A 25,809-nucleotide genomic window follows, 5' to 3' on the forward strand; every position below is an offset into this window, starting at 1 on the left:
CCTGCTTATTTTGCACTTTCAATTGTTATTTTTTCAATTACCACGTCTTTTGTCGGATGACTGACTTCTCCGCTGCCTGAATCCTGTGTCTCAACAGCAGCAATTTTATCCAGTATATCATATCCTTCAATCATCTGTCCAAATACTGTATAGCTTCCTGTAAGTGAAGGATATCCTCCTTGTTCTCTAAACAGTTTTTCCTGTTTTTCTGTTAATTTTATAGTTCCTGCATCTAAAGCTTCTTCTGCAGTATCAGATTTTGCCTGTACAATAAAAAACTGACTCCCATTGGTATCCGGTCCTGCATTTGCCATGCAGATAGAGCCTCTTAAAGGAAGAAGATCACCTGACGTTTCATTTTCAAACTCTTTTCCCCAGATACTTTCTCCGCCTGTTCCTGTTCCCGTAGGGTCTCCGCTCTGAATCATAAAATCATTTATAACTCTATGGAATATCTGACCATCATAGTATCCATTAGCTGCCAATGTCACAAAATTTTTCACTGCCAGAGGTGCTTTTTTCAAAAAGAATTTGAATTTCATTTCACCAAATCCTTTAACTTTCATTACCGCAATGGTTTCTCCTTTTGATACTTCTCCCAGCTGATCTGTCTTTTTTGCACCATTGATTTCAGGAACTTTATATTTATCTAAAACCTTATCTTCCTTCTTTTTTTCCGTCGTTGTTTTGGATGAATCTTCACTTTTTGCTGTACTGCAGCCTGCACAGAATATCATTGTAAACATAAGACATCCTGCAATTAGTCTCTTTTTCATAACTGAATGTCTCCTTTTATTGTTCTCTAATCTTGTCTGCCGGAAAAACAATTCCATTTTGTCTTCTCACTTCATCTGTAATATCCATTTCGATGCAGGAAGATTTCAGGAATTCATGATCCACATTATTTTCTTCAATTAATTTTATAAAATCCATTGTTTCATAAATCATTGGATTGTCTCTTCCTTCAAATTCAAGTTCTTCTCTATTTCCGTCTCTATAAATAATAGTAATTTTCTTAATTATAGGACATTGTTCAATTATCATACATCCCTTTTCACCCTGAATCTGTGTTGGAAGTTTGGAATCTGTAATCTTAGAGTACATTAACTCTGCCTGTTTATCCCCATAAGATGCTATAATACTTCCTGCTCCATCAATACCATTTTCCAGAATAATACTATCTGATAGTATTTTTTCCGGTGCTCCAAAAAGACTGGCAAGGAAATGAATGCAATAAGAGCCTATATCCATCAATGCCCCATTTGACATTTTAGGATTAAATGCATTTTCAATAATCCCATTTTTAAACTTGTCATATCTTGAAGAATATTGACAATACTGAATGGTTGCACGCCGAACAGTTCCTATTTTATGGAGATTATCCATCATTGCATAGAATCCTGGTGAATGGACATTTTTCATTGCTTCCATAAATATAACGCCATTATCCTTTGCAGCCTGAATCAAAAGATCCAGTTCTTTACGATTCGAACAAACTGGTTTTTCACATAATACATGCTTACCATAGTTCATCATTGTAATGGAATGTATATAATGACAGCATGTAGGACTTGCCACATATACTGCGTCAATTTCAGGATCTTTCGCCATTTCTTCATAGTTATCATAAACTTTTTCTACTCCATATTTGGCAGCAAATTCCTTGCCCTTTTCCATACTCCTTGAATATACTGCTACTAATTCAATATCTGGAAGCTCTAAAACTCCTTCCATAAGCCAATCTGTAATAAAATTTGTACCAATAGTTGCCAGACGTACCATAATCATCCTCCTTATATCGAATACTGACATAAACAGTTTTTCTATTCAGACTTTAAGCACTCTCAAACTGACTGTTATAAAGATCTGCATAAAAGCCACCTTTGGCAAGAAGTTCCTCGTGGTTTCCCTGTTCAACAATATCTCCGTGATTCATTACAAGGATAACATCTGCATCTCGAATGGTTGATAATCGATGTGCTATGATAAAACTGGTTCGTCCTTCCATCAGATTATCCATTGCCATTTGAATCCGCTCCTCTGTTCTTGTATCAACAGAGCTGGTTGCTTCATCCAGTATCAGTATTTTCGGGTCTGCCAGAATTGCTCTTGCAATTGTTAATAACTGTTTTTGTCCCTGAGAAACATTATTACTTTCTTCATTTATTACCATATCATATCCACCTGGCTGTGTCACGATAAAATGATGAGCAAATGCAGCTCTGGCTGCGCCCTGTATTTCTTCTTCTGTTGCATCCAGTTTTCCATATCGAATATTATCACGAATGGATGCATTATAAAGCCATGTATCCTGAAGAACCATTCCAAACATCTGACGTATATCACTTCTGATAAATTCTCTTATATCATGTCCGTCAATCTTAATTGCTCCTCCATTAACATCATAAAATCTCATTAAAAGTTTAATCAATGTGGTCTTTCCTGCTCCTGTTGGTCCGACAATGGCCACTTTTTGTCCTTCTTTTACGTCTACAGAAAAATCATTGATAATTGTCTGTTCCGGATTATATCCAAAATGAACATGCTCGAAAGTTACATTTCCATTTAGAGATTCAATTGGCACCAGATTTTCTGCTACCTCTTTTTCTTCCTCTTCCTCCAGAAATTCAAAAACACGTTCTGCTGCAGCTGCAGTTGTCTGCATCATATTCCCAACCTGTGCCAGCTGGGTAATTGGCTGATTAAAGCTTCTTACATATTGTATGAAAGACTGAATCTGTCCTACTTCAATTGTATTTTTAACAACCATAAATCCGCCAAGAATTGCCACCAGTACATAACCAAGGTTTCCTACGAACTGCATTAACGGCATCATTGCACCTGAGAAAAATTGTGATTTCCAGGCAGAATGATACAGCTGCCCATTGACTTCCTCAAAATCTTTAATAACACTTTTTTCTTTATTAAAGGCTTTCACTATATTATGTCCACTGTAAATTTCTTCAACCTGCCCATTTAATTCTCCAAGATGCTTTTGCTGTGCCTTGAAATATGGCTGGGATTTTCCCATTATTGCTCCAATCAGCCCCATAGACAATGGCAATGTTAAAAGTACCACAACTGTCATTGGAATATTAATACGAACCATCATAATAACAACACCTATAATCTGTGTTGCAGATGTAATAATCTGTGTCATACTCTGGTTCAAACTCTGACCAAGTGTATCAATATCATTGGTTACACGAGAAAGTACCTCTCCATAAGTTCTACTTTCAAAATATTTCATCGGCATTCTGTGAATTTTCTCTGAAATATCCTTTCTCATCTGATAAGTAATATTATTGGATACATGAGTCATGATCAGTCCCTGAACAAATGAGAACACTGCACTGATTACATATAATCCCATAAGTGTCATCAGAATCCCGGTTACTTTATCAAAATCAATTCCACCGCTTCCACTGACTTTTCTCATCAATCCATTAAATATTTCTGTTGTAGCATCTCCTAAAATAGTTGGTCCAACAATATTAAATATTGTACTTGCAATTGCGAAAACAATAACAAACAAAATAGGCACATAATATTTTCGAATATATTTCAGCAGCTTCACCATAGTTCCTTTTAGGTCTTTCGCTTTTTCACCTGCCATTGCCGGTCCATGTCCATGACCCATCGGTCCTCTTCTTCTTCCATTACTCATGTGCTGACACCCCCTTTGCCTTCTTAAGATCATCTTCAGACAATTGTGATTTTGCAATCTGCTGATATACCGGACATGTTTCCAGTAATTCCTCATGGGTACCTTTTCCCACGATATTTCCTTCATCAAGAACAATAATCTGATCCGCATGAAGAATGGTGCTAATTCTTTGTGCAACAATTAACTTTGTACTTCCATGGGTTTCCTTCTCCAATGCATTTCGCAGTGCTAAATCTGTCTTATAATCCAGTGCAGAAAAACTATCATCAAAAATATATATTTCCGGATCTTTTGCTACTGCTCTTGCAATAGACAAACGCTGCTTCTGTCCACCAGATACATTGGTTCCTCCCTGTGCAATCGGAGACTTATATTTTTCTTCTTTTTCTTCAATAAAATCTGTTGCCTGAGCAATCTGGGCTGCACGTTTTACTTCCTCTTGTGTTGCATCCTCTTTTCCATATTTAAGATTTGACTCAATAGTTCCAGAGAATAAAACACCCTTCTGAGGTACATATCCGATTTTCTCACACAAATCCTCATGCTTTACTTCTCGAATATCCCTTCCATCAACTAAAATACTTCCTCTTGTTACATCAAAAAATCTTGGAATCAGATTAATCAATGTAGATTTACCACTTCCTGTACTTCCAATAAATGCAGTAGTTTTCCCTGCCGGTGCTACAAAACTGATATTATGTAAAACTGCTTCGTCAGCATCCGGATAGCAGAAATAAACTTCCTTAAACTCTACTTCTCCCTTCTTTTCAGGGATAAACTCTTTTGGTTCTTCTGGATTTTTGATCATAATCTCCATATCCAGCACCTCATTAACACGTTCTGCAGCTACCTGTGCACGCGGCATCATAATGGAAACCATAGAAATAAACAAAAATGACATAATAATCTGCATTGCATACTGGATAAATGCCATCAAATCTCCTACCTGCATCCTTCCGAGATCAATGTTTCCTGCACCTACATACACAATCAAAACTGTCAGTCCGTTCATGATTAACATCATAACCGGCATCATAAAAGTCATTGCACGATTTACAAAAAGATTGGTTTTCATCAAATCCATATTGGCTTTATCAAAACGTTTCTGTTCATGCTTTTCTGTACTGAATGCACGAATAACAGGCAACCCTGTCAAGATTTCTCTTGTTACAAGATTCAACCGGTCAATTAACTTCTGTAGAATTTTAAATTTTGGCATAGCAACCGTAAATAAAACAAAGATTACCATCATAATGGCTGCTACTCCAATTGCTATAGTCCATGTCATCTGTGCATTGGTGGTCAATACTTTAAAAATCCCTCCAATCCCCATGACCGGTGCAAATACAACTATTCGGAACATCATTGTCACAAACATCTGAATCTGCTGAACATCATTGGTACTTCTGGTAATTAATGAAGCTGTTGAAAATTTATCGAATTCTGAATTAGTAAAATCCATAACTTTTTTGAAAATCTTATCTCTTATAATACGACTTAATTTTGCTGCAAGTCTCGCAGACAATAAAGTTACAGATACTGCGGCTGCCATGGCAAGAAGAGCAATACCAATCATTATTGCACCTGTTTTCAGCATATATTTTGTCTGAATATCTTCAAGATTCATTCCAATAGCCTTATATTCTGATTTTACAAAAGAGATGGCTGCCTGACTGATAATACTGTCTGGCATATCATCAACATTCATATTTTCCATCTGTTTCATCATTATTTTCTGACTTTTACTCAAACCTGCTTCTGCCTGAGGATTAGCAGCCATCTGTTTTGCCATCTGAGATGACATTGTCAGCATACCTTTTGCCATAGACTTATCCAGGTTTGCTCTTTCTTTTGCAGAAATTTTTTTACGAACATATAACTTTCCTTCTTTATATGTTTTATATTTTGAATCACTTACCTGCTTTTTACTATAAAGCTCATAAGCTTTTCTCATTTTATCTGCATCTTTCTCTTTCATTACCATTGAAAGTCCCTGAAAAGTTTCTTCTCTCATTACTTCAGGCACCGCATCTTCAATACCACCCTGCTGGATACCTACATTTACTATAGAAGACGTATAGGTTGGCAATGATAGTTCGCATGTTGCCTGCATAATCAACAGAATCACAATTCCTGCAATAGGCAGATATGCTTTTTCTAAATATCGAAATAATTTAAGCATTGTTTTCTTCCTTTCCAAATTCAAGTTCTATTCGCTGCTTTAAACAATCATCTAATTTTGTAAGAAGCCTTCTAAGCTCTTTTTTCTCCTCTTCCGTAAGGAAATCTTCCACATGTGTATTTATGTTATCAGCCCTCTCTTTGATGGACTCCACAATGGATCTTCCTTTTTCGGAAATGAAAATCCGACTCTTTCTCTGGTCATCGGGATCCTGCTTTTTAATAATCATTCCGTTTTTTTCAAGCCTCCCTACCATTACATTTAATGTTGACGGTTTCACACCCAGTTTTCTTGCCAGCTCTCTTTGGACAAGTCCGTCTTTGTTACTAAGGGTAACAAGTAATGGCATCTGACCTGGATGAACATTTTCTCCTTTTAAAAGGCGCATGCCATATACAAAATTTCTATGATTTATTTTCCCTAATAATGAAAAAATACCATCCTTGCGATACATCTTATCTCCTTTCCAAAATTGATTAGGCATCTAATAGTTAGTCGACTAATATACTATCACAGTGTATACATTGTTTCAACTATAAAATTATGAACTTTTTATAAAAAATACACTGTAATCTTTTTTTGATTACAGTGCATCTTTCCTGATAAATTACAATATTATTTACTATTTATGCATTTTTACCGCAGCATTTTTTGTATTTCTTTCCACTTCCACATGGACATGGATCATTACGGCCAATTTTTTTACCTTTTACAACAGTTGTTGAATTTCTTGATTCTTTGTAAAGTTCTTTTCGTCTTTCTTCTGTAAGAATATCATCCCATGCATCTAATGTATATAACCACTCTGCACGGCATCCAACCATATTGTAATACAATTTTTCAAAATCGATATCTAAAGAAACCTGTGTATCTTCTTCCATTGTATCAATTGGGTTTGGTTCTTTTAAACTGTCGTTGATTCCATCTAAAAATCCAACAAACATCTGTAAATCTGTCTCAAACTTTTCTGCCAACTCTTTAACAGTTCCTGTTACAACAACATCTTTATCTGCCAGAATCTTTTCATAGATCCCTTTTTCAATATTAAAATATGTCAGCCAGAACTGCTGTCCTTCTTTTGTTCTGTCATCGAATTTATATGCGTAATCACGCCAATCCTGTAATAATGCCATTAATCTTTCCACCTTTTCTCTTAAAAATGTTATTTACTCTTGCTACTATAACAAATTTTATATATTTTTTCAATACAAAAACCCCTATTCTGCATCTTTGCAGAACAGGGGCTTCTTAAAGGGGAGGATAAGTATTTCTCATCCAATCTCTGATTGGATATTTGTATTATCTCCTCATTTTATATTTCTATACATTTTCTTATCCAGAAACATGGATATATTATAAAAAATATGATAGGATAGCAAAAAGTATGATCTTTACAATATGATCAGCACTGATATGTTGTCAAAATTTAATTTGAAAGGATAAAAAATGAAATCTATTTTAAAACAAATATTTGCAGTTATTCTTATAATATCACTGATCGCAGTCGTTGGCCTGACATTATTTTTTGCCATTACCGGAAACGAATATTTCTGGGGAATGATGGTATTAATGTTTTTCTATCCTATTTTTCTCTGGGCAATGTCCTTTGTTTATAAATGGAGTAAAAACAACAAGGATACAGACAAATAAAAGCATATTATTCATAATCTCTGTTTTTTATAAATTTCAAATATTCTTTGATTTTTTTTTCGTATCCATTTTCTGTCGGCTCATAAAACCGGGTTCCAAGGAGATTATCCGGCAAATATTGTTGTTTCACATAATGATCCGGATAATCGTGGGCATACCGATATCCTATTCCATGTCCCAATTTCGATGCGCCTTTATAATGGGCATCTTTTAGATGATTAGGCACTTCTCCATTCTTATGATTTCTAACACTCTCCAGCGCTTTATCTACTGCCATATATGCAGCATTACTCTTTGGTGCACTGGCAACATAAGTTACTGCCTGTGCAAGAAGAATCCTTGCTTCCGGAAGACCGATTCTTTCCACAGCCTGGGCTGCTGCAACAGCTACCTGAATTGCTTGAGGATCTGCATTCCCAACATCTTCTGATGCACAGATCATGATTCTCCTTGCAATAAATGTAACACTTTCTCCAGCATCAATCATTCTTGCCAGATAATACACTGCCGCATCAGGATCTGATCCCCTCATGCTTTTGATGAAAGCTGAAATCACATCATAGTGATTATCTCCATCTTTATCGTATCTGGTAACCCTTTTTTGAATACACTCCTGTGCAACATCAATATTAATAATAATATCACCATTTTTATTTGGCTCAGTGGTTAATATACCAAGTTCAATTGCATTCAAAGCACTTCTTGCGTCTCCTTCTGCCATATCCGCAAGAAAATCCAGTGCATCTTCGTCTATAGATGCATGATAAATACCCATTCCTTTTTCTTCGTCGTATACCGCTCTACAAATTAACTTTTTAATATCTTCTTTTTCAAGAGAATACAATTGAAAAACATTAGACCTGGAAATCAAAGCCTGATTCACTTCAAAATATGGATTTTCCGTTGTTGCACCTATTAATATAATCGTTCCATCTTCTACAAACGGAAGAAGATAGTCCTGCTGTGCCTTATTAAAACGATGGATTTCATCAATAAATAAAATGGTTTTCTTCTGAAACATACCAAGAGCTTCTTTTGCATCTTTTACCGCCTCCTGCATATCCTTCTTTCCCGAAGTTGTTGCATTCATCTGAACAAAATTTGCTTTGGTCGTATTGGCTATAACTTTTGCCAGAGTAGTCTTTCCTGTTCCCGGCGGTCCATAAAAAATAATTGAACTGAGCTTATCTGCCTGAATAGCACGATACAGAAGTTTATCTTTTCCAATAATATGAGACTGTCCCACTACTTCATCCAGGGTAGCAGGACGCATCCTTCCAGCCAGGGGTGCCTCTTTATCTTTATTTAGTTCTCTTGCATAATCAAATAAATCCATAATATTCCTCCAGAAAAATATCTTAACACAGCACTTTCACAAAATCTATGAATTCTTAAGAGTTTTTTTATAAATAGGACATGATTTTATCATATGTCTCTGATATAATAAAACAAGTAGAAAAACAAGCAATGACGGGAGTTATTATGGGAAAAATATTAGTTGAAAAAATTTCTTATACAGAAGTTACAAAAAACATCAGTCAGACTGAATATAATAAAACTCAGGAAGAATATATTTTATCTAAATCTCCGGAAAAATATATGATCAGTCTTCCAATCCGTGTATTAATGTTTAAAGGAGTCGAAGAGGATCCTCAGTTTGTTTATTACTTTTACGAAGAAAATCATGATGATCTATATCTTGTTCAGCGCCAGCGTAAAGGAGGCGTTGTTTTTAAAACAAAATATTCTTTGACAAAAGAACAAGGCCGTATGATTTTAAATGGCGATTATCAGTTTCTTTTAGACAATGACGATCCGTCTTTTAATTCACTGTATTTTCAATTTACTGTGAATAAACTTCATCCGACTTATAAGAAAGAATGTATCCGTAAAATTTTTCATCAGAATCGTTTTCTTGATGAAATTGTTGATATTTCTATTGTTCGAACACCTTACACAGGAGAAGATTTTTTTGCAGATGAGCCACCAAAACTTAAGTCAGTTAAAGCCAACAGTCTACGTCGTAACACAAGACAATATTTAACCTTATCAAAACCTATGGAGAGTCTTTTAAACTTTCAGAATACATTATTAGCACAATAAAAGTGCCGGACATTGTCCGACACTTTTTTAATACATAACACAGCGGACAAGTCCGCTTAACGCCTCTATTCCTTATTCATTAGAGACCTTTTATTCTTTCTTATTTCTGTAATTCTGGTACTTTTCTTTTGTAGCTAGTCCACCTCTAATATGACGTTCTGATTTATTAAGATCCAGAACTTCCCTGACACATCCTGCCAAAGATCGATTGATCTGCTCCAGACGTTCTGTGACATCCTTATGCACAGTACTTTTGCTGATTCCAAATACTTTAGCAGTTTGTCTCACAGTGGCATTGTTTTGTACAATATAATCAGCAATTTTTACAGCTCTTTGAGCGATATAATCTTTCAAAAAAAATCCCCTGGAAATATTGTTTTTACAATGTATGCTGATATTCCTTCTGGTATGTATAGCATATTATTTCATTATGCATTATACTGTTTTTATATGGTTACAATAAAAAAATGTATTTTTCATAGTAGTCTTATTGTGCTATACTCTCTGAAAAGAAAGGTAGATGTATTGATGAAAATATTATTGGATTTATTTTTAACTTTTGTACAAATCGGTGGGTTGACCTTTGGAGGTGGATATGCCATGCTCCCTATGCTTCAAAAAGAAGTCGTTGATAAGAAAAAATGGGCTTCTGAGGAAGAACTAATGGATTATTATGCAATCGGACAATGTACACCGGGAGTTATTGCAGTTAACACTGCAACCTTTATTGGATACAAAATATCCGGTATTTCAGGAGCAGTTTTTGCAACTTTAGGAGTAATTTTCCCCTCTTTTGTGATTATTACCGTTGTAGCTTTATTTCTTAGAAATTTTGCACAGTACCCAATTGTTCAGCATGCTTTCAGCGGGATTACAGTATGTGTATGTGTTCTGATATTAAATGCAGTCATCCGTTTAGGGAAAAAATCCATAACTGATGCTGCTGGTGTTTTTATTTTCTTATTAACCTTTTTATTATCTATCATTTTTGATTTATCACCAACTTATCTGATTATCATTGCCGGGCTTTTAGGCATTATCTTCAGTCTTGTAAAAACAAAGGCTCTGAAAGGAGGTCATATTTCATGATCTTCCTTCGATTGTTTATTGAATTTTTAAAAGCCGGACTTTTTGCTGTTGGCGGCGGTCTGGCAACTTTGCCATTTTTATATGACATAATGCATGAAACCGGATGGTTTACCATGCAGGATCTTACCAATTTGATTGCGGTTTCCGAATGTACCCCGGGGCCTCTTGGAGTTAATATGGCAACTTATGTAGGAAATCTCACCGCAGGACCTATAGGAGGAATTATCGCCACCATCGGATTGGTTACTCCTTCCATTATCATCATTATTATTGTTGCAAATTTTCTTCAACGATTTAAAGATGCAAAACTTGTACAGAACATTTTTTATGGTCTGCGGCCCGCCTCCACAGCATTGATTGCCTGTGCCCTGTGTCTGGTTGCAAAAACAGCTTTTTTACAGCTGAATGTATTCGAAAAAACCGGACATTATCTGGATTTACTAAACTGGAAACATCTGCTCCTTGGTATTATTCTTTATATTGCTTTGGTTAAATTCAAGAAGCATCCTGTAATCTATATTGCAATTGGGGCAGTTTGCGGCATAATATTCCAGTTATAACAAAGCGGACAAGTCCATTCCAACTCCTGTAACAAAAAGTGTGCCTGTAGTATTTTATTACAGACACTTTTTTTAAAAATAAATTAAAGCTTGTTTTGGCGGTTCTGCTTTTTCGATACGACTTGCATATAATACCGGTGCCTTTCGCCCATATCCATCATTATATTCTATATGAATTTCAGCTGTAACCATCACCCATTCTTTATTTAAAACACGTTTTAACGTTTTAGATTTAGTTTTACTAAGTTTACATAGATATCCAATGAATGTAATATCGTCTTCACAGCAGGTCATTGCTTTACGCCCGGGAATAATCAATCCTCCTGGCATTTTCGGACTTCTTCGGACTTCTCCTTTAAATTCCACTGTCTTTCCTTCATATACTTCTGGTCTCTCCATAGCATCAATGTACCAGATACCATAATCCTCATCCTTTATCTCAATGACGTCTTCATTTAGATCATAAGGCAGGATCTCCTCCATTTCCATTTCTCTTCCATCTGCCCGTTCGAACCCAACCTGAGCTCTTGGATTCACTGCTTTAATACTTCGTCGATAACTTCCAATACTCGTATTATCATCACAGCGATTAAAAATAACCAAATCTGCCATTTTAAACATTTCAACAAAAATCGATCTCATGTTTTTAAGATACATATCTGCAGTAGAAGCATCTACTGTGACAATCGCCTGATATAATTCAAGATCTGTTTCATCGACCACATCCATAAATTCTTCAATGGAATACATACCATTATATTCTACCATCACTCTATCAGGATAATAGTTTTTTTGACAGGATATAATAAAATCTTTTGTAAAATCTTCGATATTATCCAGCTGAATAACAAAAGAATTAGTCTTTTCAAGCATTTGAGCATCATATTCTACTTCTCCTTCTTCGAAGGTCAGTATCATTGTCCTCTCTCCATCATTAAAATAATCCTGACTTAATGTATCTTTAATCAACGTTGTTTTTCCACTTTCCAAAAATCCCCAGAAAAGATAAACCGGAAGTTCATACATATCAATGTTGCCCCCTTATGCTCCTATCATAAACAAAGTTTCCAAATCAGATTCTTTCAATTTTGAACCAATAACACAAATTCTTCCTGTATAGTCAGCACTTCCCTTACGAATTTCATACTCTCCGGGAACCATATCAAATTGAATCCAGCTTCCATCTGTCAACTGTAAAATGCCTTTGGATCTGAGAATGATTCCAAAGTCTTCACTTTGTGATAATTTTTTCAAAATATCTTCCAATTCTTCCTTTTTATATTTTTTTGGTGTTTCTTTACCCCAGCTGATAAATACTTCATCTGCATGATGATGATCGTGGTCGTGATGATGATCATGGTGATCATGATGATGATCGTGGTCGCATCCGCATTCATGGTCATGGTGATGGTCATGGTCGTGATGATGATCATGGTCGTGATGATGTCCACCACACACCGGGCAGATATCCTCTTCCTCCATTAATTCTTTTCCCAAATCGTTTCCTTCTTCCATTACTCCAAGGATCTGTTTTCCTGAAAGTTCTGTCCAAGGTGTTGTTATAATGGCTGCTGTTCCATTATGTTTTCTTAAAAGCGATACACATGTTCCAAGATTATCTTCTGCCATAGCATCAGTTCTGCTTAAAATAATAGATCCGGCATACTCTACCTGGTTATTATAAAACTCTCCAAAATTTTTCATATACATTTTACATTTTTTTGCATCTGCAACTGTAACAAAACTATTTAATATAAGATCTGTGTCTTCTGCAACATCCTGAACCGCTTTTATGACATCAGAAAGCTTTCCAACACCAGACGGTTCAATGATAATACGATCTGGATGGTACTGAGAAACAACTTCTCTAAGAGCTGTTCCAAAATCACCTACCAGAGAACAGCAAATACAGCCTGAATTCATTTCTGTTACCTGAATTCCTGCATCTTTCAGAAATCCTCCATCGATACCTATTTCGCCAAACTCATTTTCTATTAAAACAACTTGCTCTTCTGATAAAGCTTCTTTTAATAATTTCTGGATTAAAGTTGTTTTTCCTGCACCTAAAAATCCTGAAATAATATCAATCTTTGTCATGGATTTATCCTTCTTTCTTTAATTTATTCATCATTTAAAGTTTATTGTACTACTTCTAAGTCTTTCATTTCAAGTGTGGTATACCCATAAAATACATATAATCTTAAATTCGTCCACATTTGTCTGATTTCTTCCACTGTTAATTTATTATACAACTCTTCCTTACTTTCCTGCTAAATATCAGAAAAATAAATAAGATTATCCTTCATTTTTTAATCCTCTACATATTTTTTAAAAGGTCTTGGCGTCATAAAGGTTCCCGTTGCACTTCCCACCAGTTTATCTTCTACATATGCTTTTCCCATAAAATTCATAATCGTTTTCCCTGTGGATACTGCTTCTGCTTTTACACGAACCAGAGAACCTGTTGGAATCCCTTTCAGAAAATTCGTAGACAGCTGTACCGTTGGTGCAACATCATAATCTCCCAGACCTGCAGTTAAAGTTCCAAAGGTAATATCAAACATTCCAGCCAGAGATCCTCCAAACATAATTCCAAAAGCATTTTCATGAAAATCTGTTGCTTCATACTCCATTATCAGGCTTTTATTATCGTAATCATAATCTATGATTTTTCCTTTTAATTCATTAAAAATACTATTATCTTTTATATGATTTATTGCCTCTATTCTTCTTTTAATATTTGTTTCAAATGTCTCTTTACTCATAATCCCTCCAGAAATTTCTGCAAATATTCTATCATATTTCATTTTTATTGTATAGAATCATCCTCCAATTGGCAAACTAATGAAAAAGGAGTGTAATTATGGATAACGAACAATTATTAAACAGCATTTATCAAAATATCCAGATGGTTTTGGAAACAATTCCTGAAATTCGTAAAGTAACTACGGACTGTGATTTTAAAGAGGTTCTTAATTCTCACGAACAAACTTATCAAAATCTACTTTCCGTAACCCGTCAGCGACTGGATGCAGAAGGTTATACACCTGAAGAAATAAATGAACTTTTAAAAAACTATTCTGAATGGATGACAAAACTAAAAGCAATGACTGATAAATCTACCAGCCATCTTTCAGAAATGTGCATTACCGGATATACCATGGGAATGATCCAGTCTATTCAGAAATGGCGTCAATATTGTGATGCTTCAAAAGATACTCTTTTACTTGCTCAGCAGCTTTCTATTCAGCATCAAAAAAGTATTGATAGCCTAAAAAAATATTTGTAAATTATTTCAGGTTGTGCTATGATTGAAACTGTTATTGATAGATGTAATGTTCACGACCGAGAAAGGCTGCATTCAATTCTATGAATGCATAGCTGTAGTATCCGGTTGTATTTTTTTACCCAAAATTTGTTTACATCTTTAATGATCTATCAATTTATAGCAGAAAAAAATGGAGGTACCCAAATGAACACTGGTACAGTAAAATGGTTTAACTCAGAAAAAGGTTATGGATTTATTTCCCAGGCTGAAGGAGACGATGTATTTGTACACTTCTCAGCCATTCAGGGAGAAGGATTCAAAACTCTGGAAGAAGGACAGAAAGTAAGCTTTGATATTGCAGAAGGCCCTCGTGGAAAACAGGCCGAAAATGTAGCAAAACTTGCTTAATGAAAGAAATTTTATAGATTTTCTAAATTATAAGAGCAACTTTGATTTTATATCTGATTCTGATTCAGACACTAATCATCAAAGTTGCTTTTATTTTTTAGATTAACACTCTATGATTTATTTAAATCCACGCAGACGGACTTGCGTCACTTGGCATTCTTAAATCTCCTCTTGGAGATACTGCCACACTTCCAACTTTAGGTCCATCTGGCAGACAGGAACGTTTAAATTGCTGGCTGAAAAATCTCCAGTAGAATTTATCCAGCCACTTTTTAATTGTTTCATCGCCATATACACCATCAAAAGTCTGTTTTGCCATTCGATATAATTTTGATTTAGGGAATCCAAAACGCATCATATAGTATAAGAAGAAATCGTGAAGTTCGTATGGACCAACCAGATCTTCCGTTTTCTGAGAAATCACACCATCTACAGGTGGTAACAGTTCTGGACTTACTGGTGTATCAAGAACATCCATTAATACCTCTGATAATTTCTTATTTTCAACAGTGTCTGCATAATATAATACCAGATATCTCACCAGAGTTTTTGGCACTGAACAGTTTACAGCATACATTGACATATGGTCACCATTATATGTTGCCCATCCTAGAGCCAGCTCTGACATATCTCCAGTTCCAATAACCATTCCATTATACTTATTTGCAATATCCATTAAAATCTGTGTACGTTCTCTTGCCTGGGAATTTTCATAAGTAACGTCGTGCACATTTTCATCATGGCCAATATCTTCAAAATGCTGGCGTACTGCCTTTTCAATATTTACTTCTTTTAGGGTTGCCCCAAGCTCATGAATCAGTGAAACTGCATTCTGATAGGTGCGGTCTGTTGTGCCAAAACAAGGCATAGTAACACAGATTAGATTTTCTCTTGGAATATTCAGCATATCAAATGCTCTGGCTGTAACCAGTACAGCCAATGTGGAATCCAGTCCACCTGATATTCCTACCACCGCATGCTGGCAATGGGTATGTTCCAGACGTTTCTTCAGACCCATAGACTGGAGAGACAAAATTTCATTACATCGTTTTTCTCTCTCCTCTTTATTATCCGGTACAAACGGTGCTCTTGGGAATGTTCTGGAAATATTATTATCTTTAATTTCTAATGAAAAAAGAACTTCTTCATAATCTTCTGTCTCTCCACCTGGGAAAGAAGTCATCTTTCTTCGTTCTGCTGCCAGTTTATGAACATCAATATCCGCATAAATGATTTCATTGGTAAATCTTTCAGCTTCTGCAAGAACAGAACCATTTTCACAGATTAAATGATGTCCGCTATATACAACATCCTGTGTAGATTCTCCCTCTCCTGCATTGGCATACACATAAGCGGCTAAAAGTCTTGCAGACTGATTGGCAACCAGACTTCTTCTGTAAACTTCCTTGGTTGTTGTTTCTACGCTGGCAGATGGATTACAGATTACTGTTGCCCCAGCCATTGCATGAAAAGTGCTTGGCGGCAATGGAACCCATAAATCCTCACAAACCTCACAGGCAATCACTAATTCCGGAATCTCCTCACAGACAAACAACTGATTGGTACAGACACTTACCGGATTATCACCAAACCATATCATTTCATCTATATCTTTTCCAGATGTGAAGTGACGCAGTTCATAAAATTCCCCATAATTTGGCAAATGGGTCTTTGGTACGATTCCAAGAATTTCTCCATCATGCAAAACAGCTGCACAATTATATAATTTATGTTTAACAACCAATGGACATCCTACTACTACGACCATATTCATATCTTTTGTTGATCTGGCTATGTTTATTAACTGTTCTTTACATGCTTTCAACAATGGTTCCTGTAAAAATAAATCGCCACATGTGTAACCACTAATGGTTAGCTCTGAAAACACCAAAAGACTGGCCCCATTGGCTCCAGTCTCTTTGATGATCTTTATAATTTCTTCGGCATTATATACAGGATCTGCTACTTTAACTTTTGGTGTTGCACAAGCAACTTTTATAAATCCATCTTTCATCATACACCTCAGATTTTATTATTCTTAATCTTCATTCATATTTGCAAGCTTTGCTGCCTGATCTGCTGCAGTCAGACTATCAATCAACTCATCCAGATCCCCATTCATAATCGAATCCAGTTTATGGAGTGTCAGCTTAATTCTATGATCTGTAACACGTCCCTGTGGATAATTGTAGGTACGAATCTTTTCAGAACGATCTCCTGTACCAATCTGACTTTTACGTTTTGCTGCTTCTTCATCGTGGGCTTTCTGCTGCTCCAGCTCATACAGACGAGAACGAAGTACTTTTAAAGCTTTATCCTTATTCTTTAACTGGGATTTTTCATCCTGACAGGATACTACGATTCCCGTTGGTATATGAGTCAGTCTTACTGCGGAATCAGTTGTATTGACACACTGTCCACCGTTTCCTGATGCACGGAATACATCAAAACGACAATCATTTAAATCAATTTCAACTTCAACTTCTTCCACTTCAGGCATAATTGCCACTGTAATTGTAGAAGTATGAATTCTTCCTCCTGATTCTGTGGCTGGAATTCTCTGCACACGGTGAACACCACTTTCATATTTGAAACGTGAATATGCACCCTGACCAGAAACCATAAACACCAGTTCCTTAAATCCACCAATACCACTTTCATTAAAACTTAATGTATTGACTTTCCATCTGCGTCCTTCTGCATAGCTTCGATACATTCTTGCAACGTCAGCAACAAACAGTCCAGCTTCATCTCCACCTGCACCTGCACGCATTTCCACGATGATATTTTTATCATCATTTGGATCCTTTGGTATCAGGAGAATTTTTAATTCTTCTTCCAGACGTTCAACATTTGCCTTGGATTCTGCCAATTCCTCTTTTGCAAGTTCTTTCATTTCTTCATCTGTTTCTTCATCCAATAGTTCCAGACTTTCTTCTACATTTTGTTTTTCTGCCTGGTACTCTTTAAATTTTTCCACAATTGGGGTTAAATCATTCTGTTCTTTCATCAAATCACGAAAACGATTTGGATCAGATGCCACATCAGGATCATTTAACTCCTGAAGTACTGTATCCAGACGATCTACCAAACTTTCTAATTTATCAAACATGTTTCTCTCCTTCTCTTGCGTTTCCAAAGACCAGTCGGTCCAGTCCTGCCAGATCTTTCTTTATTGTAACGGAAACAAATCCCTCTGCTTCCATTAATTTCTTCACTGCTTCTCCCTGATCATATCCAATCTCAAAAGCAAGCATTCCTCCTGGTTCCAGATAATCCATTGCTTCTTTTATTATTTTCCTGTAAAAGTACTGTCCATCCTCTTTTCCATCCAATGCCAGCATGGGTTCATGATCTCTGACTTCTGGCATTAATTTTTCACATTCTTTTGTTGTAATATAAGGAGGATTGGAGATAATCAAATCATACGTTCCTGTTACATTCTCAAAAAGGTCACTTTGAATAAATTTTACCATAGGAGACAGATTTTCGCCATTATCTTTCGCAATCTTTAATGCTTTTTCACTTATGTCTGTTCCTATGCATAATCCTGGTTTTAAAATCAATGATAAACTAATGGCAATACAACCAGAACCCGTACACATATCAAGAATCTTCTCAGGGCGAATTCCTGTAGCTATCACTTCTTCTAAAACAGTTTCCGTATCTGCTCTTGGAATCAGTACATCTGGAGTTACTAAAAAAGTATACCCCATAAATTCCTGTGTTCCAATCAAATATTGTAACGGGATTCTTTCTTCTGCACGTTTTCTTATCATATCCTGATATTTTATCAGTCCTTTTTCATCTAATACCTCTTCTGTCATTCCAAACAGATAATCTTCTCTGGATACATTCAGGCAATGGGAAAACATATACCATGCTTCTCCTGAAGCATTGTCGATATTTTGCTCTTCCAGAATTTTCTGCCCATGTTGGACCCATTCTCTTCTATTCATGGTTCTCCCGTTCCTTTTCTAAATATTCTCTCCAGTCAAAAACACCCTCTACCGATGCAATAGCAACTTCTATCATTGATTCATCAGGTTCTCTGGTAGTCAGTTTCTGCAGATATAATCCTGGCTTACTTAATTTTTCTATCACCTTACTGTCACTTCTCCCGGCCAAACGAATAAATTCATAGGATACTCCTGCTACAGCTGGCAAAAGAAGCAATCTTGATACTACCCTAAGCCAGATGGTATCTACACGAATAAAGAAGAAAAACACCATACTGATAATCATAACAATGAACAGGAAGCTGGTTCCACATCTTTTATGAAGCCGTGTATATTTCATAACATTCTGTGGAGTCAGATCTTCTCCCGCTTCCAGGCAATTAATCGTTTTATGCTCTGCTCCATGATACATAAATACACGCTTAATATCCTTCATTTTTGAAATCAGAACAATATAACCAAGGAAAATGCCGACTCTTACTATTCCTTCTATTAATAGTATAATATATTTATTTTTAATCCAGTAACTCACACCTTCTGAAACAAGATATGGAAGTACCATGAATAATCCAATGGATATCGCAAAAGAAATCAACATGATGATTCCCATCATGACTTTTTCACCTTTTCCTGAAAAAAGCTTTTCTACTATTTCTTCAAATTTTCCTGATTCTTCCTCTTCCTCATCTTCAAAAAAAGAAGCAGAATAATTCAAAGTCTTCATTCCGATGACCATGGATTCTACAAAATTTACCATTCCCCGAAGAATTGGCAGCTTAAATAACGGATGCTTATCTGAAAAACTAACACAATCATCCACTTTTGTTTCTATTTCACCATTGGGTTTTCTTACAGAAACAGCATAACGATTCATATTCTTCATCATTACACCTTCCATAACCGCCTGACCGCCAATTAAAACCGCCATATTTTATCTCCCTTTTACTACTAAACAAAGCGGACAAGTCCGCATTAACTTCCTAAATCCTCCATTTTTAAAGGACCTGCATCTAATCGCATCCTCACGGAGCGTTTTTTATTATATAGAAATTCTCTGTACAATAAAAAAAGAAAAGGTTGAGATTAATGATAACCTCAACCTGATTCCTTACTTTTCTACTTAACACCATATTTACGATTGAACTTATCAATACGTCCACGAGCCTGAGTAGCTTTCTGCTGACCTGTGTAGAATGAGTGACATTTTGAACAAATTTCTACGTGGATATCTTCTTTTGTAGATCCTGTTACAAATTCGTTTCCACAGTTGCATACTACTTTAGCCTGATAATAATTTGGATGAATTCCTTCACGCATGTTATCTATCTCCTCTTCTAAAACAAATTCGTTGGATTTTGCCAACGTACACATACTTCGACTTTCGTCACTGTTATTTTACAAACAGCTTTTTTATTTTATCATAGTAATATTTAAATTGCAATGATTTTTTCATTATTATAAAAAAACACTTTTATTTGCTTCGTAATAATGATTTTTTGGTATACTGAACAAATTCTTTGTTATCTTTTGTTCTTTTAAACAGATCCATCATTTGCTCTAAAAATTCTTCGGATTTATTACCGGATAATTCTTTATGAAGAGCCGTTACAACTTCTAATTCCTCATTTGTAAGTAATAATTCTTCTCTTCGCGTACCGGATTTGGCAATGTCAACAGCAGGAAAAATTCTTTTTTCTGCCAGTTTTCGACTTAAAACAACTTCCATGTTACCAGTTCCTTTAAATTCTTCAAAAATAACATCATCCATACGGCTTCCGGTTTCTACCAGTGCTGTTGCGAGAATTGTCAGACTTCCGCCTTCTCTCATATTTCTCGCTGCACCAAAAAATTTCTTTGGCATATAAAGTGCCGCCGGATCAAGACCACCTGTCAGAGTTCTTCCACTTGGCGGAACTGTCAGATTATAAGCTCTGGCAAGACGTGTAATACTATCCAGCAGAATAACCACATCTTCTTTATGTTCTACCAGTCTTTTTGCACGTTCTAAAACCATTTCAGATACACGCTTATGATGCTCTGGAAGTTCATCAAAAGTTGAATAAATTACCTCTACATTTTCTCCTTCAATAGACTCCTTAAAATCAGTTACTTCTTCAGGACGCTCATCAATAAGTAATACGATTAATTTGATATCTTTATAATTATTGCTGATGCTTTGTGCAATTTGTTTCAACAGTGTTGTTTTTCCTGTCTTCGGAGGAGAAACAATCATTCCTCTCTGTCCTTTCCCAATTGGAGACAATAAATCAACCATTCTCATTGGCAATGAAGATTTTCTTGTTTCCATTCCTAATCTTACATCTGGGAAAATTGGAGTCAAATCCTCAAAATGCTGTCTTTTTGCTGCAATATCCGGCTTATAGCCATTTACCGATTCCACAAAAAGTAACGCACTGAATTTTTCACTTTGAGTCTTTACGCGAATTGCTCCTGATAAAATATCTCCCGTCTTCAAATTAAATTTACGAATCTGCGCCGGAGAGACATAAATATCATTATCTCCTGGAAGATAATTTTCACATCGAATAAATCCATAACCATCTGGCATAACTTCCAGAATTCCATTGGCCTTTTCACCGCTATCCAGACTTTTCATATTTTTAGGAAATTCTTTTCCTGTTGTTTTTTTAGGGCTGTTCTTTTTATCATACTCTTCTAAAGTCTCAATCAATTCACTTTTTTTAAGAGCAGATATTCCCGATATGTTTCGTTCTTTGGCAATTTCACGCAGTTCCACCACCGATTTTTCCTGATATATCATAAGTTGTTCTCCTTTGTTTGGGAAAATGGATGAATTATCCACAGACTTGATTAATTTCATACTAATTTATCTTATTCTAACACATTTTCCCTGAATGTCCAACGATTTGTTCTTTCAAACGTCGTAATACCTTTTTTTCCATCCTGGATACCTGAACCTGAGAAATCTGTAGAATTTCTGCAATTTCCTGCTGTGTCTTTCCACAAAAATATCTATATTTAATTAACTTTCGTTCTTCTTCTTTAAGACATTTTAATGATTCTTCAAGCAGCACATGATTTAAAATCATTTCTTCCTGATTTTCATCTTTTGTTAATCGATCTAACAGCTGAATTTCATTCCCGTCTCCTTGAAAAGTTGTCTGATGCAAAGATTCCACTTCTTTATTAGACTCCAATGCTACAACAATTTCTTCTCGACCCAGACATGTTTCTTTCTCAATTTCTTCTATCGTTGCTTCTCTCTGATATTTCATTGAAATCTGTTCTCTTGCCTGTTTTATTTTATATGCATTTTCTTTTAAAGAACGACTGACCTTAATCATTCCATCATCTCTTAAAAATCTTTTTATCTCCCCTGTAATCATAGGTACTGCGTAGGTAGAAAATTTAACATCATAAGCAAGATCAAATTTATCCACTGCTTTTAACAGGCCGATACTTCCAATCTGGAATAAATCTTCAGGATCATATCCTCTGTTGGTGAACCTTTTAACCACACTCCATATTAATCCCATATTATCTAAAATCAATTTCTCTCTGGCATGTACATCTCCATCTTTTGTAAGCCTCAAAAGATTTCTTGTCTCATCCATGTATATTATCATTTCCTCCAAAAGTTTTTGACATCTCTACTCTTGTACCTTTTCCTTCCTTAGAAAAAACTTCTACCTTATCCATAAAAGCCTCCATAAAAGAAAATCCCATGCCTGTTCTTTCATCTTCCGGTTTTGTTGTATACATTGGTTCCATAGCTTTTTGAACGTCCTTAATACCAATACCAAAATCTTCAACCGCAAGATAAAGGGTCTTATCTTTATTCCATAAATCAAATTGAATCATTCCCTCTGAGTCATTATAAGCATGTACAATACAATTTGTCACAGCTTCTGAAACAGCTGTTTTTACATCTGCCATTTCTTCTACTGTGGGATCAAACTTCATTATAAATGCTGCTGTAACCACTCGTGCAATTCCTTCATTCTCAGATTCACTGTTAAATTCTAAATGTACCATAATATTCCTCCCTTATATTTCTATTACCAGTTTCTCAAGACCCGCCATATGAACAATTCGCTGAATAACAGCATTCATATGACTTAAATACACTTTGCCTCCCATTGGCTGAATCTGTTTATATCTTCCAAGAATTACTCCTATTCCTGAACTATCCATAAAATCTGATTTTTCAAAATCAAATTCTATATCCTGAATCGGATAAGATTTTAATATAATTTCACATTGATGCCGGACTTTCTCCGCCATATGATGATCTAGTTCTCCATCAAGCTTAATGCATAATTTCCTGTTTTCTATCTGATATTCTGTTGCCATTTTTCTCTCTCCTTCCAATCTATTATGCTTTAGCATCAGTTCATACAAGTTCTTTCATAGTGAAATTTCCTATGTAATAAAAAAAGATAAAAGAGAAGAAGGATTCTTCCAGATCATCCTTCTTTCTTTTATCTTTTGTGTAGTTCAAATAATGATGTATATTCTTTAACAAAAACAAACTATAAATTCTTGCTTGTTTTCTGCTGTAATGCATTCATACGATTCTGTGAATTAGTAGCACTTCTTGTTCCAGGGAATTTTTTAATTATTTTCTCATAAGTGCTAATGGCACTTTTCGTATTTCCATTGTCTTCATAAGCTCTTGCAAGATAATAATAAGAGTTTACATCTGTACCACTGATCTTGATTGCTTTTTTAAAATAATCAACTGCCTTTTTATAATCTTTTGCATAATATGCATTCAATCCTTCTGTATAAAGCCCTTTTTGTGCATTTGGATAAACTTTAGTTTTTAAATCATCATAAATACTCTTCATATTCTTTGTAGTAAGCTTTTTACGATCTATATCCAAAAGTGCATTTGCAGATTCAGTGTAATTCTTATCACTATACTGCTGTAAAGCTTTTAAAAGAAGATCATAAATACCATCTTTTTTACTGGTACCAATATACTCTTCCAGCTCATCTTCTGCTTTTTTCTGTGCTTCCTGTGCCTCTTTAATCTTCTTTTCTCCTGCTTTAAGCTGTGTGTCCTTTGCAAGAATCTGCTCTTTATAATCTTCCACCTGTGTAGATGTTTTGTGAGAAAAACTTGCTTTTACTGTTGGATAAATCAACGCTACAGATACAATCACTCCAATGATCAGACCTGTTACCATGTAAAACATCGGTCCTTTAGAAGAATCAGTATTATCAAATGATTTTGCTTTAAATGGATTTTTTATTCCTTTTGCAGTCTCTGTTGACTTTTTACTCTTTTCTTTTTCTTCAGACTCATGTTCAACATCTTCTGGATTCTTAATTTCTGCATTAAATTCCTTCATATATTCCTTTGCAGATTCATTTTCCGGATCAACTTTAAAAATATTATTAACAGCTTCCTGGGCTGTTTCAAAATCTTCTGCTTTCACAGATAACAATGCCATTAAAAGATATGCATCTACAAAATTAGGAATCGCAGATACTACATTCTTTAACTGGAGCATTGCCAGGTCATCATTTCCCTGTTTAGCATAATTTAATGCCTGATTATACTTTTTTATAATCTGATTTGCCTTATATAATTCTGTTTTATTCTTTTTAATTTCTTTTAATTCATCGCCATAAATATTTTCCACTGCCTGTTCTAAATCTGCACAAGGCTGAAATTTTTCTAATTCTTCATTAAAATTTAACATATTCTTTCCTCCTGGATATATACTGTTTGGTTATTCCAACCAGATAAAATGATCCTACTACAAAACAAATGGTTTCTTTATCTTTTACTCTTATCATTTCTTCAAATGCGTTCTGAAATTCTTTTTCATCTACAACCCTTCCATTAATGGAAATTGTCTGGAATGATTCTAGTCCATTCATTGATTCCAGAATATGGCGCATATGATCTTCTTCATTCTTATGGGAAGCTCCAAATATTATTCTCTTTCTGCCTTTAAAGTGTTCCTCAACGGTAGCACAGAAAGCTTCAATCCCCTGTATATTATGTGCCACATCCACATAAACCCCAGGCAGTACTTCTTCCATACGTCCTGGCATTCTGATTTTTTCCAATGCATGAAAAATTACCGGTTCTTCAAATGTTCCTAAAATACATTCTGCCGCTTTCAGGGCAAGAGCTAGATTCTCTCTCTGGAATTTTCCCGCAACATTTTTACCAGTAACTCTCTTCTTATCATACGCACTGGAATTTAAAAAATCAATATATTTCCCATATTTTTCTATAAAATTAAGATTATCTTCAGAAAGTATTTCCAACGGCGCATTTTTCTTTTCTGCTTCTTCCTGTATAACTCTCATACATTGCTTTTCCTGTTTTGCAGAAATTACAGGAACTCCTTCTTTTATGATTCCTGCCTTATGATAAGCAATTTTATCAAGTGACTCTCCAAGAAATTCCATATGGTCCATACTGATTGTTGTTAATATACTTACTTTAGGTAAAATCATATTGGTGGCATCATATCTTCCACCCATTCCCGTCTCCACAATACAATAATCCAGTTTTTCTTTTTGAAATGATACCATTGCCATTAAAAAAAGCATTTCAAAAAACGAGGGATGCTGTCTCCCATCTCCTATTGCTTTTTTTACAGCTTCTGATACCTCTTTAAAGACTTCTGAAAATAACTGATTTTCAATATTCTCTCCATTGATACGAATACGTTCATTGACACATAGCAAATGAGGAGAAGAAAACACTCCTGTTCTCATGCCTTTTTCCTTTAGTAACGCTTCCAGGAACATGCATGTAGAGCCTTTGCCATTAGTTCCTGCCACATGAATCAGTCGTAAGCTATCTTGAGGATTTCCAAGACACTCCAGAAGATATTCTATATTATTAATCGGTGATTTCTTGGCGAATCCTGCTGTTTTATTTAAATAATTTATTGATTCTTCATATGTCATGA

Annotated in this window: 28 protein-coding genes; 6 read left to right on the forward strand and 22 right to left on the reverse strand. The window is 35.3% G+C overall.

Translation table 11 applies throughout. From position 1 onward, the window contains the following. Positions 1-5: 5 nt before the first annotated feature. The 6 genes from BHF70_RS04150 to BHF70_RS04175 all read right to left on the reverse strand — a co-directional run bounded on the left by BHF70_RS04150 (position 6) and on the right by BHF70_RS04175 (position 6,982). Complete coding sequence (locus tag BHF70_RS04150; RefSeq protein WP_083638278.1) at positions 6-776, reverse strand: peptidylprolyl isomerase; 771 nt, start codon at positions 774-776, stop codon at positions 6-8. Positions 777-792: 16 nt separating this feature from the next. Next, complete coding sequence (locus BHF70_RS04155) at positions 793-1,782, reverse strand: Gfo/Idh/MocA family protein (protein ID WP_075759084.1); 990 nt, start codon at positions 1,780-1,782, stop codon at positions 793-795. Positions 1,783-1,834: 52 nt separating this feature from the next. Continuing rightward, positions 1,835-3,667: an ABC transporter ATP-binding protein gene (locus tag BHF70_RS04160; protein WP_075759085.1), complete on the reverse strand. Its 1,833-nt coding sequence runs from the start codon at positions 3,665-3,667 to the stop codon at positions 1,835-1,837. After that, complete coding sequence (locus tag BHF70_RS04165) at positions 3,660-5,849, reverse strand: ABC transporter ATP-binding protein (protein ID WP_075759086.1); 2,190 nt, start codon at positions 5,847-5,849, stop codon at positions 3,660-3,662. The genes BHF70_RS04160 and BHF70_RS04165 overlap by 8 nt, the downstream gene beginning before the upstream one ends. Further along, on the reverse strand, positions 5,842-6,303 hold the full coding sequence (locus BHF70_RS04170) for a MarR family winged helix-turn-helix transcriptional regulator (protein WP_075759087.1): 462 nt from the start codon (positions 6,301-6,303) through the stop codon (positions 5,842-5,844). The genes BHF70_RS04165 and BHF70_RS04170 overlap by 8 nt, the downstream gene beginning before the upstream one ends. 172 nt (positions 6,304-6,475) lie before the next feature. Next, positions 6,476-6,982: an SEC-C metal-binding domain-containing protein gene (locus BHF70_RS04175; RefSeq protein WP_075759088.1), complete on the reverse strand. Its 507-nt coding sequence runs from the start codon at positions 6,980-6,982 to the stop codon at positions 6,476-6,478. Between the two features lie 313 nt (positions 6,983-7,295). Here BHF70_RS04175 and BHF70_RS04180 point away from each other — a divergent pair, with 313 nt between their 5' ends. After that, on the forward strand, positions 7,296-7,499 hold the full coding sequence (locus tag BHF70_RS04180; protein ID WP_075759089.1) for a hypothetical protein: 204 nt from the start codon (positions 7,296-7,298) through the stop codon (positions 7,497-7,499). 7 nt (positions 7,500-7,506) lie between these two features. Here the strand turns inward: BHF70_RS04180 and BHF70_RS04185 are convergent, their stop codons facing one another. Continuing rightward, positions 7,507-8,835 (reverse strand): replication-associated recombination protein A, encoded by a 1,329-nt coding sequence (locus tag BHF70_RS04185; protein ID WP_075759090.1) that lies wholly within the window; start codon positions 8,833-8,835, stop codon positions 7,507-7,509. A gap of 146 nt (positions 8,836-8,981) precedes the next feature. On the opposite strand from BHF70_RS04185, the gene BHF70_RS04190 reads away from it, so the two are divergent. Then, on the forward strand, positions 8,982-9,602 hold the full coding sequence (locus BHF70_RS04190) for a hypothetical protein (protein WP_075759091.1): 621 nt from the start codon (positions 8,982-8,984) through the stop codon (positions 9,600-9,602). Between the two features lie 90 nt (positions 9,603-9,692). Here BHF70_RS04190 and spoIIID read toward each other — a convergent pair whose 3' ends face one another. Continuing rightward, positions 9,693-9,956, reverse strand: coding sequence for a sporulation transcriptional regulator SpoIIID (gene spoIIID, locus BHF70_RS04195; RefSeq protein WP_075759092.1), 264 nt, complete (start codon positions 9,954-9,956; stop codon positions 9,693-9,695). Positions 9,957-10,130: 174 nt separating this feature from the next. Here spoIIID and BHF70_RS04200 point away from each other — a divergent pair, with 174 nt between their 5' ends. Beyond that, positions 10,131-10,691: a chromate transporter gene (locus BHF70_RS04200; RefSeq protein WP_075760519.1), complete on the forward strand. Its 561-nt coding sequence runs from the start codon at positions 10,131-10,133 to the stop codon at positions 10,689-10,691. Continuing rightward, on the forward strand, positions 10,688-11,251 hold the full coding sequence (locus BHF70_RS04205) for a chromate transporter (RefSeq protein WP_075759093.1): 564 nt from the start codon (positions 10,688-10,690) through the stop codon (positions 11,249-11,251). Before BHF70_RS04200 ends, BHF70_RS04205 begins: the two co-directional genes overlap by 4 nt. A 72-nt stretch (positions 11,252-11,323) precedes the next feature. Here BHF70_RS04205 and BHF70_RS04210 read toward each other — a convergent pair whose 3' ends face one another. The 3 genes from BHF70_RS04210 to BHF70_RS04220 all read right to left on the reverse strand — a co-directional run bounded on the left by BHF70_RS04210 (position 11,324) and on the right by BHF70_RS04220 (position 14,016). Then, a complete protein-coding gene (locus tag BHF70_RS04210; protein ID WP_075759094.1) occupies positions 11,324-12,277 on the reverse strand; it encodes a TIGR03943 family putative permease subunit in 954 nt (317 codons plus the stop codon). Between the two features lie 15 nt (positions 12,278-12,292). Continuing rightward, a complete protein-coding gene (locus BHF70_RS04215; protein ID WP_075759095.1) occupies positions 12,293-13,348 on the reverse strand; it encodes a CobW family GTP-binding protein in 1,056 nt (351 codons plus the stop codon). A 212-nt stretch (positions 13,349-13,560) separates the two neighbouring features. Beyond that, complete coding sequence (locus BHF70_RS04220) at positions 13,561-14,016, reverse strand: PaaI family thioesterase (RefSeq protein ID WP_242946307.1); 456 nt, start codon at positions 14,014-14,016, stop codon at positions 13,561-13,563. Positions 14,017-14,114: 98 nt separating this feature from the next. Between BHF70_RS04220 and BHF70_RS04225 the strand changes: the two genes are divergently transcribed. After that, the gene (locus BHF70_RS04225) at positions 14,115-14,540 is read left to right on the forward strand and encodes an RNA helicase (protein WP_075759096.1); all 426 of its coding nucleotides are present in this window, start codon (positions 14,115-14,117) and stop codon (positions 14,538-14,540) included. A gap of 183 nt (positions 14,541-14,723) precedes the next feature. Further along, complete coding sequence (locus tag BHF70_RS04230) at positions 14,724-14,927, forward strand: cold-shock protein (RefSeq protein WP_075759097.1); 204 nt, start codon at positions 14,724-14,726, stop codon at positions 14,925-14,927. Positions 14,928-15,048: 121 nt separating this feature from the next. Here the strand turns inward: BHF70_RS04230 and BHF70_RS04235 are convergent, their stop codons facing one another. The 11 genes from BHF70_RS04235 to BHF70_RS04285 form a co-directional block, all read right to left on the reverse strand. Continuing rightward, complete coding sequence (locus tag BHF70_RS04235) at positions 15,049-16,941, reverse strand: NAD(+) synthase (protein WP_075759098.1); 1,893 nt, start codon at positions 16,939-16,941, stop codon at positions 15,049-15,051. A 24-nt stretch (positions 16,942-16,965) separates the two neighbouring features. Further along, positions 16,966-18,039 carry a peptide chain release factor 1 gene (gene prfA / locus BHF70_RS04240; RefSeq protein WP_075759099.1) on the reverse strand — a complete coding sequence of 358 codons (1,074 nt, stop codon included), beginning with the start codon at positions 18,037-18,039 and terminating at the stop codon, positions 16,966-16,968. Continuing rightward, complete coding sequence (gene prmC, locus BHF70_RS04245; RefSeq protein ID WP_075759100.1) at positions 18,032-18,886, reverse strand: peptide chain release factor N(5)-glutamine methyltransferase; 855 nt, start codon at positions 18,884-18,886, stop codon at positions 18,032-18,034. Before prmC ends, prfA begins: the two co-directional genes overlap by 8 nt. Further along, complete coding sequence (locus BHF70_RS04250) at positions 18,879-19,814, reverse strand: DUF1385 domain-containing protein (protein ID WP_075759101.1); 936 nt, start codon at positions 19,812-19,814, stop codon at positions 18,879-18,881. Before BHF70_RS04250 ends, prmC begins: the two co-directional genes overlap by 8 nt. Before the next feature lie 188 nt (positions 19,815-20,002). Then, positions 20,003-20,203, reverse strand: a complete 201-nt coding sequence (rpmE, locus tag BHF70_RS04255; RefSeq protein ID WP_008390552.1) for a 50S ribosomal protein L31 — start codon at positions 20,201-20,203, stop codon at positions 20,003-20,005. A 154-nt stretch (positions 20,204-20,357) separates the two neighbouring features. Then, positions 20,358-21,668, reverse strand: coding sequence for a transcription termination factor Rho (gene rho / locus BHF70_RS04260; RefSeq protein ID WP_075759102.1), 1,311 nt, complete (start codon positions 21,666-21,668; stop codon positions 20,358-20,360). A gap of 76 nt (positions 21,669-21,744) precedes the next feature. Next, a complete protein-coding gene (locus BHF70_RS04265; protein WP_075759103.1) occupies positions 21,745-22,482 on the reverse strand; it encodes a SigF/SigG family RNA polymerase sporulation sigma factor in 738 nt (245 codons plus the stop codon). Beyond that, positions 22,475-22,903, reverse strand: a complete 429-nt coding sequence (gene spoIIAB, locus BHF70_RS04270) for an anti-sigma F factor (protein WP_075759104.1) — start codon at positions 22,901-22,903, stop codon at positions 22,475-22,477. Before spoIIAB ends, BHF70_RS04265 begins: the two co-directional genes overlap by 8 nt. A 12-nt stretch (positions 22,904-22,915) precedes the next feature. Then, positions 22,916-23,221 (reverse strand): STAS domain-containing protein, encoded by a 306-nt coding sequence (locus tag BHF70_RS04275; protein WP_075759105.1) that lies wholly within the window; start codon positions 23,219-23,221, stop codon positions 22,916-22,918. 179 nt (positions 23,222-23,400) lie between these two features. Then, on the reverse strand, positions 23,401-24,579 hold the full coding sequence (locus BHF70_RS04280) for a tetratricopeptide repeat protein (protein ID WP_075759106.1): 1,179 nt from the start codon (positions 24,577-24,579) through the stop codon (positions 23,401-23,403). Further along, a complete protein-coding gene (locus BHF70_RS04285; RefSeq protein ID WP_075759107.1) occupies positions 24,566-25,807 on the reverse strand; it encodes a bifunctional folylpolyglutamate synthase/dihydrofolate synthase in 1,242 nt (413 codons plus the stop codon). The genes BHF70_RS04280 and BHF70_RS04285 overlap by 14 nt, the downstream gene beginning before the upstream one ends. Positions 25,808-25,809: the final 2 nt, after the last annotated feature.

Source organism: Anaerostipes sp. 494a (assembly GCF_001940315.1).
GTDB classification, from domain to species: domain Bacteria; phylum Bacillota; class Clostridia; order Lachnospirales; family Lachnospiraceae; genus Anaerostipes; species Anaerostipes faecalis.

Coding starts and splice junctions, on each gene's coding strand:
- BHF70_RS04150 (WP_083638278.1), bottom strand. CDS start 776: ATGAAAAAGAGACTAATTGCAGGATGTCTTATGTTTACAATGATATTC.
- BHF70_RS04155 (WP_075759084.1), bottom strand. CDS start 1,782: ATGGTACGTCTGGCAACTATTGGTACAAATTTTATTACAGATTGGCTT.
- BHF70_RS04160 (WP_075759085.1), bottom strand. CDS start 3,667: ATGAGTAATGGAAGAAGAAGAGGACCGATGGGTCATGGACATGGACCG.
- BHF70_RS04165 (WP_075759086.1), bottom strand. CDS start 5,849: ATGCTTAAATTATTTCGATATTTAGAAAAAGCATATCTGCCTATTGCA.
- BHF70_RS04170 (WP_075759087.1), bottom strand. CDS start 6,303: ATGTATCGCAAGGATGGTATTTTTTCATTATTAGGGAAAATAAATCAT.
- BHF70_RS04175 (WP_075759088.1), bottom strand. CDS start 6,982: ATGGCATTATTACAGGATTGGCGTGATTACGCATATAAATTCGATGAC.
- BHF70_RS04180 (WP_075759089.1), top strand. CDS start 7,296: ATGAAATCTATTTTAAAACAAATATTTGCAGTTATTCTTATAATATCA.
- BHF70_RS04185 (WP_075759090.1), bottom strand. CDS start 8,835: ATGGATTTATTTGATTATGCAAGAGAACTAAATAAAGATAAAGAGGCA.
- BHF70_RS04190 (WP_075759091.1), top strand. CDS start 8,982: ATGGGAAAAATATTAGTTGAAAAAATTTCTTATACAGAAGTTACAAAA.
- BHF70_RS04200 (WP_075760519.1), top strand. CDS start 10,131: ATGAAAATATTATTGGATTTATTTTTAACTTTTGTACAAATCGGTGGG.
- BHF70_RS04205 (WP_075759093.1), top strand. CDS start 10,688: ATGATCTTCCTTCGATTGTTTATTGAATTTTTAAAAGCCGGACTTTTT.
- BHF70_RS04210 (WP_075759094.1), bottom strand. CDS start 12,277: ATGTATGAACTTCCGGTTTATCTTTTCTGGGGATTTTTGGAAAGTGGA.
- BHF70_RS04215 (WP_075759095.1), bottom strand. CDS start 13,348: ATGACAAAGATTGATATTATTTCAGGATTTTTAGGTGCAGGAAAAACA.
- BHF70_RS04220 (WP_242946307.1), bottom strand. CDS start 14,016: ATGAGTAAAGAGACATTTGAAACAAATATTAAAAGAAGAATAGAGGCA.
- BHF70_RS04225 (WP_075759096.1), top strand. CDS start 14,115: ATGGATAACGAACAATTATTAAACAGCATTTATCAAAATATCCAGATG.
- BHF70_RS04230 (WP_075759097.1), top strand. CDS start 14,724: ATGAACACTGGTACAGTAAAATGGTTTAACTCAGAAAAAGGTTATGGA.
- BHF70_RS04235 (WP_075759098.1), bottom strand. CDS start 16,941: ATGAAAGATGGATTTATAAAAGTTGCTTGTGCAACACCAAAAGTTAAA.
- prfA (WP_075759099.1), bottom strand. CDS start 18,039: ATGTTTGATAAATTAGAAAGTTTGGTAGATCGTCTGGATACAGTACTT.
- prmC (WP_075759100.1), bottom strand. CDS start 18,886: ATGAATAGAAGAGAATGGGTCCAACATGGGCAGAAAATTCTGGAAGAG.
- BHF70_RS04250 (WP_075759101.1), bottom strand. CDS start 19,814: ATGGCGGTTTTAATTGGCGGTCAGGCGGTTATGGAAGGTGTAATGATG.
- rpmE (WP_008390552.1), bottom strand. CDS start 20,203: ATGCGTGAAGGAATTCATCCAAATTATTATCAGGCTAAAGTAGTATGC.
- rho (WP_075759102.1), bottom strand. CDS start 21,668: ATGATATATCAGGAAAAATCGGTGGTGGAACTGCGTGAAATTGCCAAA.
- BHF70_RS04265 (WP_075759103.1), bottom strand. CDS start 22,482: ATGGATGAGACAAGAAATCTTTTGAGGCTTACAAAAGATGGAGATGTA.
- spoIIAB (WP_075759104.1), bottom strand. CDS start 22,903: ATGGTACATTTAGAATTTAACAGTGAATCTGAGAATGAAGGAATTGCA.
- BHF70_RS04275 (WP_075759105.1), bottom strand. CDS start 23,221: ATGGCAACAGAATATCAGATAGAAAACAGGAAATTATGCATTAAGCTT.
- BHF70_RS04280 (WP_075759106.1), bottom strand. CDS start 24,579: ATGTTAAATTTTAATGAAGAATTAGAAAAATTTCAGCCTTGTGCAGAT.
- BHF70_RS04285 (WP_075759107.1), bottom strand. CDS start 25,807: ATGACATATGAAGAATCAATAAATTATTTAAATAAAACAGCAGGATTC.